The organism is Dendronalium phyllosphericum CENA369 (genome assembly GCF_016056275.1).
Taxonomy (GTDB): domain Bacteria; phylum Cyanobacteriota; class Cyanobacteriia; order Cyanobacteriales; family Nostocaceae; genus Dendronalium; species Dendronalium phyllosphericum.
On record NZ_JAECZA010000236.1, the window covers coordinates 37,787 to 49,880 of the forward strand.

The 12,094-nt window shown below is 41.0% G+C and carries 6 protein-coding genes and 1 pseudogene; 6 read left to right on the top strand and 1 reads right to left on the bottom strand.

The window, feature by feature from the left end; genetic code table 11:
• The first annotated feature begins 24 nt into the window (after positions 1–24).
• The 3 genes from I8752_RS27645 (at position 25) to I8752_RS27655 (ending at position 10,458) form a co-directional block, all read left to right on the top strand.
• A complete protein-coding gene (locus I8752_RS27645; RefSeq protein ID WP_214435425.1) occupies positions 25–1,323 on the top strand; it encodes a valine--pyruvate transaminase in 1,299 nt (432 codons plus the stop codon).
• A gap of 47 nt (positions 1,324–1,370) precedes the next feature.
• Complete coding sequence (locus I8752_RS27650) at positions 1,371–9,125, top strand: non-ribosomal peptide synthetase (RefSeq protein WP_214435426.1); 7,755 nt, start codon at positions 1,371–1,373, stop codon at positions 9,123–9,125.
• 154 nt (positions 9,126–9,279) lie between these two features.
• The gene (locus I8752_RS27655) at positions 9,280–10,458 is read left to right on the top strand and encodes a 2-isopropylmalate synthase (protein ID WP_214435427.1); all 1,179 of its coding nucleotides are present in this window, start codon (positions 9,280–9,282) and stop codon (positions 10,456–10,458) included.
• Here the strand turns inward: I8752_RS27655 and I8752_RS27660 are convergent.
• Complete coding sequence (locus tag I8752_RS27660) at positions 10,451–10,645, bottom strand: hypothetical protein (RefSeq protein ID WP_214435428.1); 195 nt, start codon at positions 10,643–10,645, stop codon at positions 10,451–10,453. The genes I8752_RS27655 and I8752_RS27660 overlap by 8 nt on opposite strands.
• Between I8752_RS27660 and I8752_RS27665 the strand changes: the two are divergent.
• From I8752_RS27665 to I8752_RS27675, 3 genes and pseudogenes are all read left to right on the top strand, one after another.
• Positions 10,569–10,787, top strand: a pseudogene (locus I8752_RS27665) (phosphopantetheine-binding protein); the annotation flags it as partial. The gene I8752_RS27660 and the pseudogene I8752_RS27665 sit on opposite strands and share 77 nt — an antisense overlap.
• A gap of 61 nt (positions 10,788–10,848) precedes the next feature.
• A complete protein-coding gene (locus tag I8752_RS27670) occupies positions 10,849–11,442 on the top strand; it encodes a Uma2 family endonuclease (RefSeq protein ID WP_214435429.1) in 594 nt (197 codons plus the stop codon).
• A 151-nt stretch (positions 11,443–11,593) separates the two neighbouring features.
• A partial coding sequence (locus tag I8752_RS27675; RefSeq protein WP_225895952.1) for a condensation domain-containing protein occupies positions 11,594–12,094 on the top strand: 501 nt, incomplete at its 3' end.

A 12,094-nucleotide genomic window follows, 5' to 3' on the forward strand; every position in this document is an offset into this window, starting at 1 on the left:
AATACAATTTATACAATAACTATTATGATACCTAACTTATCTAAAATTGGTGTGCAAATGTCGAGCCTGACCGGTATTAAGGCCATATCAAAAGACATTATTGAAACATTACAAGCCAAACAAAAGCAAGATTTTATTAACTTAAGTGCTGGAAATCCAGTGCTTTTGCCAAAAGTTGAGCAGATGTGGCGTGACTGTACCGCAGAACTTTTAGCTAGCTCTGAGTATGGTGAAGTAGTTTGTCGTTATGGTTCAAGTCAGGGTTATATTCCATTAATAGAAGCGATCGCCAACGATTTTAATCGTCGCTATGGACTTTCTTTAAACGAAAGTAATATCTTGATTACTCCTGGTAGTCAAATGCTTTATTTCTATGCTGCTAATGCTTTCGGTGGCTACACAAGCAACGGAGATTTAAAGCAAATTGTCTTACCAATGAGTCCTGAGTACACAGGTTACGGCGGAATTTGTTTAGCACCAGAAACTTTAATCTCATATAAACCAGCTTTAGATATTGATACCAAAGCTCACAGATTCAAGTATCACCCTGATTTCAACAATTTAATAATTACAGAAAATACAGGCTGTATCCTCTTGTCTCGTCCCTGTAATCCCACAGGTAATATTTTATCTGACGATGAAATCAAAAAAATTGCGACCCTCGCTCAACCTTACAATATCCCCGTGTTCGTAGATTCTGCCTATGGCCCTCCCTTTCCAGCAATCAATTTTAAAGATATGACGCTCATGTTTGGTGAAAATATTGTACATTGCATGAGTTTCTCTAAAGTTGGTTTGCCAGGAGAGCGGATTGGTATTGCCATTGGAGACTCTAAAATCATTCAAGTTTTACAATCTTTCCAGGCGAATTTATGTCTACACCCGTCTCATTATGGACAAGCGATCGCTGCTCGCGCTATTAATTCTGGTACTATTGAATGTATATCAAAAGAAGTTATCAGACCCTTTTACAAAAATAAAATTTCACTCCTCGAAGCCAAACTTGACCAAGAAATGCCCAAAGATTTACCTTGGTTTCTACATTGGGGCGAAGGAGCAATGTTTGCTTGGTTGTGGTTGAATAATTTACCTATCAGTGACTTAGATTTATACCAAGAGCTTAAGCAAGTGGGTGTAATTGTTGTGGCTGGAAGGTTTTTCTTTCCAGGTTTACAAGAAGATTGGTCACACAAATATCAATGTATTCGTATTAGTCTGACAGCAAGCGATCGCCAAATCGAAACCGCTATGAAAAGTTTAGCTGAGGTCATTCAGCAAGTTTACCAACGTAGTAGTTTTAAAAACCTATCTTTGACTATCTGATTATTCTCGTCAGGTGATTTTTAATCTAAATTTTCAGGAATAATATTATGAGCGATCTACTAAAACGTCTTGAAACTCTTTCACCAGAAAAACGAGAATTAATTTTACAAAAACTACAAAAACAACAGCAATCTCGACAAGATAATCACAGGAAAACTCCAATCCTGACACCCATACCGAGAGAACAATCTCTTCCCCTCTCCTTCGCTCAACAAAGACTGTGGTTTCTCGACCAATTAGAAGGCGAAAATTGTGTCTATAATGTGCCGTTTTTCTGGCAAATTAGCGGAGTTCTGAATGTCAGTGCTTTAGAAAAAGCTATCAGAGAAATTATTCAACGTCATGAAGTCTTACGTACTAGTTTTGCAGTTGTCGATGGCGAACTAATACAGGTAATTCACCCTCATCCCCAACTGACAATCCAAGTACTAGACTGGCGACAAGTGACACAAGAAAAGCAGTTAAGCAAAGCGCAGCAGTTAGCCATAGAGGAGTTACAACAGCCTTTTGACTTATCAAATCCACCTTTACTGCGAGTCAAGCTATTACAACTGGCTGAAAAATCCCATCTGCTGTTCCTGGTTATTCATCATATTGTCTGCGATGGCTGGTCGATGGATATCTTCCGCCGGGAATTGTTCGCTGTTTACACCGCTTTCTGTAATGGTGAATCGTCTCCTCTACCTGAATTATCGCTACAATATGCCGATTTCGCCTATTGGCAAAGACAATGGTTACAGGGAGAGGTACTGCAAACACAACTCAATTACTGGCAAAAACAATTAGCAGATGTACCGCCACTAATAGAATTACCGACAGATAAACCACGCCCATCAGTACAAAGCTTCAAGGGGCGGAGTGAGTTTTTGAAACTCAATGCAGATTTAACGCAGCAGTTGAAGCGTTTGAGTCAGGAGTCAGGAACTACTCTGTTTATGACAATGCTTGCAGCATTTACGCTGTTATTGTCGCGTTACAGTGGACAAGAGGATATTGTTGTTGGTTCTGCGATCGCCAATCGTAACCGTCGTGAAGTAGAACCATTAATTGGCTTTTTTGTCAATACTTTGGCTTTGCGTACCAACTTGCAAGGAAATCCAAGTTTCTTAAAATTACTGCAACGGGTAAAGCAAGTAACTCTGGATGCTTACGATCGTCAAGATTTACCTTTTGAGAAATTGGTTGATGAATTGGGGTTAGAGCGATCGCTTTCCCATCATCCTCTATTTCAAGTCGCTTTTGGCTTGCAAAGTGGAACTCCAGAGATAGAAATTCCTGGCTTAACTCTTTCCCGTTTTGAGTGGGAAAACACCACAACGCTGTTTGATTTATCGCTGATTTTCCGGGAAACGCCTCAAGGTTTAACAGGAGAGTGGGAATATGCAACCGATTTGTTTGAGGCTGAAACTATCAAACGGATGGTGGAACATTTTGCAGTTTTACTTCAGGCGATTGTTGATAACCCTGGACAATCGATAAATACTCTACCGTTGATGACAGCGGCCGAACTGCTGCAACTACAACGCTGGAATCAAACTCAAACTGAATATCCTCAAGATAAAACTTTAGTTGACTTGTTTGAACAACAAGTTGAAAAAAATCCTCATAATATTGCTTTGGTGTTTGAATGCCAAAGCTTAACTTATCAACAACTAAATCAAAAAGCGAACCAACTAGCTCATTATTTAATTCAAAATCATCAAATTCAAGCAGATACTTTAATTGGTATTTGTGTGGAACGTTCCCTGGAAATGATTATTGGTGTTCTTGGTATTCTCAAAGCGGGTGGTGCTTATGTACCAATTGACCCCGATTATCCTCAAGAGCGGATTCAATGGATTTTAAAAGATAGTGGAACTTCGGTATTGTTAACCCAAAGTTTCCTTACACAGAAATTACCTCTAACTCAACTCCAACATTCCTGTCAACTCATCTATTTAGATCGGACAGATTTTGCAGAGGTGTTAACAGATAATCCCAGCTTCCAAAGTACACCTGATAATTTAGCTTATGTCATCTATACTTCTGGTTCGACAGGACGACCGAAAGGAGTAATGATTGAGCATCGGGGATTGACTAATTTGGCTTTAGCATCAGCTAATACTTTTGGAGTTCAACCCGAAAGCCGTTTCCTTCAGCTTGCTTCTTTTAGTTTTGATATTTCTATTGGTGAAATTGCTCAAACTTTAGCTGTAGGTGCTTGTTTATATTTGGCTCAAAAAGAAACTTTGTTACCAACTCAAGTCTTAGTTGACTTCTTAACTCATCACAATATTTCACATATCATTATACCGCCTTCGGTCTTATCAGTATTACCAAGAGCGAGTTTGAGCGATTTGCAAACCATAGTTGTTGGTGGTGAAGCTTGTCCAGCCGAATTAGTAACACAATGGGCAATAACAAGACGTTTCTTTAATGGCTATGGGCCAACAGAAGCAACAGTTGGTGCAGCAATTTCTCTTTGTCAACCTGATGGGAAAAAGCCATCAATTGGTAAACCTTTGCCGAATATTCGTATCTATATATTAGATGCTCATAATCAACCATTACCGCCAGGTATACCAGGAGAATTGTGTATTGCTGGGGTTGGTTTAGCACGGGGTTATATTAATCGTCCGGAATTAACCGCTCAAAAATTTATTGAAGTTGAGTTATTTGGTAAAGTTGAGCGAATTTACAAAACTGGCGACTTAGCAAGATGGGGAGATGATGGCAACCTGGAATACCTGGGGCGCATTGACGAGCAAGTTAAATTACGCGGATTTAGAATTGAACTTGGTGAAATTGAATCACTATTATTGCAACATTTATTAGTTCAAGAAGCTGTTGTTATTTTATATGAAACTGATAATAATCCCAGGTTAATAGCTTATATTACAGCAGAAAAAAAATCAATAAATTTAGAGCCGGAAGTTAAGGAATACCTAAAAAATCGTCTGCCGAATTATATGGTTCCTAGCCAGATTATAGCATTGGATCGATTGCCCCTTACTCCCAACGGCAAGCTAGATCGCAAAGCATTACCAGCACCAAATATAGGCGCTTCCACTAACTTTGAAATACCAGTCACTCCTACAGAAGAAATATTGGCTGGTTTATGGCAAGATTTATTAAAAGCTAAATCTGTTGGTCGCTCTGACAACTTCTTTGAATTGGGTGGACATTCCCTGTTAGCAACTCAATTAGTTGCCCGAATTCGTGATAGTTTCCAAGTAGAATTATCCGTCCGCAAGATATTTGAGCAGGGTGTTTTGTCTGAGTTGGCGGGGGAAATTGACAAAGCTGCTGCGAGTGTCGCTTTGCCTGCGATCGCACCCCAGCCAGAAAATGAACCATTAACTCTATCTTTTGCCCAATCAAGACTCTGGTTTTTAGCCCAGCTTGAAAGTACAGGAATCTCGGCTACTTACAATATGCCGATCGCATTCCAACTTGACGGCAAGTTGAATATAGAGGCGTTGCGTGCGAGTTTTAAGTATCTCCTCGAACGCCACACCATTTTACGCACCTACTTTCCTGCACTGGAGGGAGAACCGCAAGTAGTAGTTAAAAATGTCGAAGATATAGAAGTGCTGGAAATTGCCAACTTACAGGAATTAGATCCCCAAACACAAGCACAAACCATACAACGGTTATCAGATACCCACGCTCAAGAACCCTTCGATTTAAATAGCGGCCCTCTGTTCAAAGCAAAACTGCTGCAATTAAGCCAACAGAAAAATATCCTGCTTTTGAATATGCACCACATTATCAGTGATGGCTGGTCAATGGGCGTATTTAAGCGCGAATGGCAACAGGCTTATGCTGCTTTTGCTGTGGGATCTGCTCCAAACTTGTCACCGTTACCGATTCAATATAGCGATTATGCAGCCTGGCAGCGCAGTTGGTTACAAGGAGAGATTTTAGAAACTCAGGAAAATTACTGGAAACAACAACTAGGCGATGCTCCCCAATTGTTAGATTTGCCTACCGATCGCCCCCGTCCAGCGCAACAAAGTTATCAAGGTGAGCGTGAAGAATATTGTTTGAGCAAAGAATTGACTCACAAACTCAAAATCGTCAGTCAACAACACGGGGTGAGTTTGTTTATGACCCTGTTAGCGGCTTTTAGTATCTTACTATCGCGTTACAGCCGTCAAGAAGATTTATGTGTCGGTACTGCGATCGCTAACCGCACCCATAGATATACAGAAGGGTTAATTGGCTTTTTTGTCAATACTTTAGTATTGCGGAGCAAAATCAAGCCAGAGCAAGGATTTAATGAGTTACTGCAACAAACCCGCCAAACTTGCTTAGATGCTTATGCTCATCAAGATATTCCCTTTGAGTACTTGGTAGAACAACTGCAACCAGAACGCAGTCTCAGCCATAATCCCTTATTTCAAGTGATGCTCGTGTTGCAAAACACCGAAGGGGCGGGAAAGAATGTTAATTTACCAGGACTTGATATTCAATGGTTAGAGCAAAGTTATCCATTTGCCAAGTTTGATTTGACACTGGATCTTTGCGAAAGGGGCGATCGACTGCATTGTATGTGGGAATACGCCATCGATTTATTTGATGCTGAAACGATTAGGCGTATGGCAGGACACTTTGAAGTCTTACTCGAAGCGATCGCCGAGAATCCCCAACAGCCCATCAGTAAGCTGCCTTTGATGACAACAGCAGAAATCCAACAACTGCGAACCTGGAATCAAACTGATATCGATTATCCTCAAGACCGGACACTGGTTAGTTTGTTTGAACAGCAAGCAGCACAAACCCCCGATAATATTGCCGTGGTGTTTGAAGGTCAAAGTCTGAGTTATCAAGAACTCAACCATGAAGCAAATCAGCTGGCAAATTATCTGTTGCAACTCAAAACAGAACAGCAATTGCCTGATAACCCATTGATAGCGATTTGTGTAGAGCGATCGCTTTTTATGGTCATTGGCTTATTTGGTATCCTCAAAGCAGGTGGGGCTTATGTACCGATTGACCCCAACTACCCACAACAGCGGATTCATTTTATGCTCGAAGACTGTGGGGCAAGGGTTTTACTTACCCATAGTCAAATCAAAGACAAATTGGCGATCGAAGAAGGCAATCGTCAATATCAGGTAATATGTTTGAATGAGGATAACTTTGCCAACCAATCTACAGAAAACCCAAGTTGCCAAAGTCAACCCGATGATTTAGCTTATGTGATTTACACATCAGGTTCTACTGGGCAACCCAAGGGTGTACAACTGCTGCATCGTGGTTTGAGTAACTATTTACACTGGGCGAAAGACTTCTATGCAGTGACGCAAGGACAAGGAACGCCCGTACAGTCTTCTCTGAGCTTTGATGCAACCATTACCTCCCTATACTTACCTCTAATTTGTGGACGTACCACCATATTGGTAAAAGAAAAGCAAGAGATTGAAGCCCTAGCAAACATCCTCAAACAAAACCATCATCTTTCCCTAGCCAAAATCACACCATCTCATTTGGAAATACTCAATCAGCAACTCGATGCTGATGTCATGCCGAATCGGGTTAATGCCTTTGTTTTAGGCGGTGAGGCATTACACGCTAACCAGATAAGACCTTGGCTAACTCATGCTCCAGATACCCGTATAATCAACGAATACGGGCCGACAGAAGCGGTTGTCGGGTGTTGTGTCTATGAAGCAACCAAAAAAATAGATTTAGTTGGCGATTTATTGATAGGACAACCAATTGCCAATGCACGTATCTATATCTTAGACAATCAAAACCAACCTCTGCCTGTTGGCATTCCTGGCGAACTTTGTATTGCGGGTGCTGGTTTAGCTCGTGGCTATCTCAACCGTCCTGAACTTACAGCAGAAAAATTTATCGAACTCGACTTATTTGGTAAACGAGAACGAGTCTACAAAACCGGAGATTTAGCCAGATGGTTGCCCGATAGTAACTTAGAATACCTGGGACGGATTGATAACCAAGTAAAACTACGTGGTTTTCGCATCGAATTGGGTGAAATTGAAGCCTTATTAGCCAAACACCCGAAAATTCAGCAAGCAGTTGCGATTATAGAAGGAGAAGATGCGATCGCTCAACGCTTACTAGCTTATATCGTACCCACATCAACAGATAACGACCTTGAAGATAAAAGTCTGCAAGCCGAACAGGTGGAACAGTGGCAGCAAGTTTTCAATGATAGCTACTCTCAGCAACAAACCCCAATCTATGACCCAACTCTCAATCTAGCGGGTTGGAATGATAGCTATACACAAGAACCCATTCCCCAAGCGGCGATGCAGGAATGGCGAGATACAACAGTTGCCCAAATCTTGGAATTAAAACCGAAACGAGTCTGGGAAATCGGTTGTGGGACAGGAATGTTATTGTTTAAAATTGCCCCCCATTCTCAGCATTATCTGGGTACAGATTTTTCACCTGAAGCATTGCATTATATTGAACAATACCTCAAACAGCAGTCTCTCAAGGAGAAAGTTACTTTAAAAGCCAGTGCAGCTGACCAGTTTGACGGCATTGAAACAAATGCTTATGACTTGGTAATTATAAATTCTGTCATCCAGTATTTCCCTTCTGTGGATTACTTTTTGTCAGTGTTAGAGGGGGCTGTCAAAGCTGTGACAACTCAAGGAGCAATCTTTATTGGGGATGTGCGAAATCTCCGTATACTAGAAGCTTTCCACACCGCAGTTGAGTTTTATCGCGCCCCCGATGAGTTATCAATCGCAGAGTTGCGTCAACAGATTCAAAAAAGCATCCACAACGAAAGTGAATTACTGATTGACCCTGATTTCTTTATCGCCCTCAAACAACGAATTCCTCGCATTAGTCACATACAAATTCAATTGCAACGGGGTTATGCTCGCACAGAAATGAGCCGTTTTCGTTATAACGTTGTTTTACATTTGGATCGAACAGATATTCCTGTTGCGAAACCTCAATGGTTAGATTGGCAGACTGAGCAATTGAATCTGGAAACAATCGAGAAAATTTTAACAACTCAGCAACCGGATTTGCTAGGTGTCAAGAATATTCCTAATGCGCGTCTCACTACAGAAATGGCGCTGTTAGAAGTAATCGCTCGATTAGATGGTACTGTTTTAGATTTAAAAACAGAAGTTGCCCTAGTCCAATTAGGGGTAGAACCTGAAGCATTTAGAACTTTAGTACAAGATTTATCTTATACGCCTTTTATACAATATAATGCTTCGGGATTTGCTGTTTACGATGTTGTTTTTCAAAGGAATATTTCTAGCGATCTGACACTGCCACGATTTAATCAAAATCATAATTTCCCAATTCAAAAATGGCAAAATTATGCAAATCAACCGTTACAATATCGCAGCGATCGAGTCGATCCAGCTTGGTTAGCTGAATGGCGAGATTTTCTAGCTAAGAATCTCCCTGAATATATGATTCCTAGTCATTTTACTGTATTAGAAAAACTGCCACTGACACCAAATGGCAAAGTAGACCGTCTCGCTTTACCAGCACCAGATAGAGCAGTTGCAGCCACAGACATTGAATTACCTGTAACAGAGACAGAAAAATTGCTGGCTCAACTATGGGCAAAGTTGCTGAAACATGAAGCCATTGCTCGCCATGATAACTTTTTCAACTTGGGAGGACATTCTTTATTAGCCACCCAACTGTGCTACCGCATCCGCGACACATTCAAAGTCGAACTACCACTGCGTCAAGTATTTGAGTTTCCTACCCTCAGTAAATTGGCAAATTATATAGATAGCTGCATTTGGGTTAATACCGTCAACGCAGATATACAGCCTTTAAACTCAGACGAAGAGGAAATTGAATTCTGACGCAAGCATTAACGTGAGTTGCTAGCGATCTCGGAGTGGGATGAAGGAGATCGAGGAGCAGGGGAGGAATCAATAATAACCTATTATTCCCCATTCTCTATTCCCAATTCCCCACAAAAAATGACAAATTAAAAATTACAAAGGAATGTATAAAATGGAAACCCTTCCTATCAAGATTTATGATGATACTCTGCGCGATGGAGAACAACAAGCGGGTCTTTTCTTCTCTTATCCAACTAAACATCAACTTGCCCACTTAATTGCTCAAACGGGGGTTCATGGAATTGACATTATGCCCTTTATCTGTGAGCAAGAAACTGAATTAGCTAAGACATTAATATTAAAAGGATTCGATAATCTAATTTTTGCGGCTACCTTGATGAAAAAGCAGTTTATCGATCAAGTAAAAGACTGCGGTATTAAGCGTATTGTCCTTATCTACGCTCTTTCCGATCGAATGCTGTTTCTGCGAGACCCTCAAATCCGTTTAATGAAAGAGTTTCAAGGAAAAACCATTGATGATGACATCCCAGCCAAAGTAATTAATAGAATTCGCCAAGATGCTATCGATGTAATTGTCGAAAATTTGCACTATGCCACAAAGGTTGCGGGACTCACCGTAGACTTTGCAGGCGAGGATACCTCAAGAGCCGATTTTGACTTTTTAGTGCAATGTATCCGCTCCTTTAGCCCTTATATTGAAAACTTTTTTCTCTGCGATACGGTAGGAATTCTCACTCCAGAAAAGAGCTACATCTGGATTAATGACCTGCTTCAATCCACTTCAGGAGTAGCATTGGGCGTACATTATCACAATGATATGGGTATGGCTTTGGAAAATACCTTCCAATCTCTGATGGCTGGAGCTACTTTCGTATCGGGTACATTTGGTGGTCTTGGAGAGCGAGCCGGAAATGTTGCCATCGAGCAGGTGTTAAATGGGTTGCGAATTCGCTTCGGGATTGAAGTCGAAGGGATCAATTATGATGCGATCGCCCCTGTAACTGATTACATTGAAAAATTGGGAGTTCGTCCCGCTCCTCCCTACTCTCAAGCTGCTCAACGCCATGAAACCGGCGTTCACGTCAATTCTTTGTTGTCCGATCCCAAAAGCTACGATGTTTTTGCTCACAGCAGTATAGATGTGATTTTCGGCAAATGGAGTGGAGCTAGTAACTTCCAATATTTGTTTGAAAAACGACTGCACAATCCCCAACCCAGAGAGGAGTACGAGAAAATGCGCTCTGTAATCAAATCTCTGGCTACTGAACAAGAACGTTATTTTACAGCAAACGAAGTATTGGGGTTATGGAAAGATGGGGTTTTTAAATAATTTGTGCGATCGCGGCAACTTGATGCCAAGTTGAATATAGAGGCTTGGCGTGCCAGTTTTGATTATCTCCTCGAACGCATGATGGGACACTTTGAAAAGCGATCGCGGCGGGCGATCGCTTCTTTAACTTGGGGGGACATTCTTTATTAGCAACCCAACTCATCACTCGCATCCGTGATAAATTCAAAGTAGAATTCCCTCTAGGGAAAATATTTGAATTCCCGACTCTCAGTGAATTAGCGAATTATCTTGATACCTGGATTTGGGTTAATTCCACCGACGAAAGAATGCAGCCTCTCAACTCAGACGAAGAGGAAATTGAACTTTAAACTACCACAATAGAAAATAAGTCCTCAAGTAAAATTTCTCTTTTAACCAGAAACTTAACCCATGATTGCCCTATCCGATTCCGTTTTTATCACTCCCGAAACATACTTGCAGCTAGAAGAAGAAAGCGACATCAAACATGAATATATTGATGGTCAAATTTACGCAATGGCAGGAACAAATGACATCCATAATACCATTGCTCTCAACCTCGCTTTATTGATTCGTAATCACTTCCGAGGATCGGAATGTCGAGTTTACTTTGCCGATATTAAAGCTAGGATTGAAAAAATTAACCGCTTTTATTACCCCGATCTCATCGTTACCTGCGACCCTAGAGATCAAGAAACTTCCACTTATAAACGTTTTCCTAAACTTATTATCGAAGTCCTATCCAAGTCCACCGAAGCCTTTGACAGAGGTGACAAATTCAACGACTATCAAAACCTCGACAGTCTAGAAGAATACGTTTTAGTTAACAGCAGACACCACCGAGTAGAAACCTTTCGCCGTAACGAACAAGGATTATGGGTACTACAAACATATACACCCGATAATCAAACCTTTGAACTCCAAAGCATTAACTTAACAGCTACTTTCACCGACCTTTATCAAGATGTGGAATTGGAAGCGTCCCAGAAACCAGAACTGAGTTGAAGAAGAATTCAGGAGTCAGAATTGAGAATTTAGCAATCTTTATAGTGGAAGATTAAAATTTACCATTGTCTTGAAACTCGAAAATTTTCCTGCACAAAGAAACACTCCCGCAGAAATTTTCGCTAATTTTTGATTGTATCCGACTAATATTATGAGAAAAAATCAGCAAGTAGTTTCTTTAATGCTTCGTTTGCAGAACATGGGCTGCCGAATTTGGGCTGAAGATGATAAGTTACGAATTCGTACTAGCAAAAATGCTCTTACTGCCGAACTTAAGCAGGAAATTCAAACTAACAAAGCAGATATATTAGCATTCTTAAATTCTGCCACCAAAGCTGTAATAGCAGAGGAAATTCCCACCTTACCAGATGATGCCCCGAAGCCCCTTTCCTTTGCTCAACAGCGCCTCTGGCTATTAGCCCAACTCCAAGGTTCATCAGCTACTTACAATATGCCGATGGCTTTACAACTAGACGGTAACCTCAATATTGATGCTCTGCATTCTAGTTTGGCTTATCTGCTTGAGCGTCATACCAGTCTGAGAATGTATTTTCCCACAGTGATGGGACAACCTCAAGTTGTTATCCAAAATTTAGACGACATCGAAGTTTTAACGTACTGGGGACTGGGGACTGGGGACTGGGGACCTGTC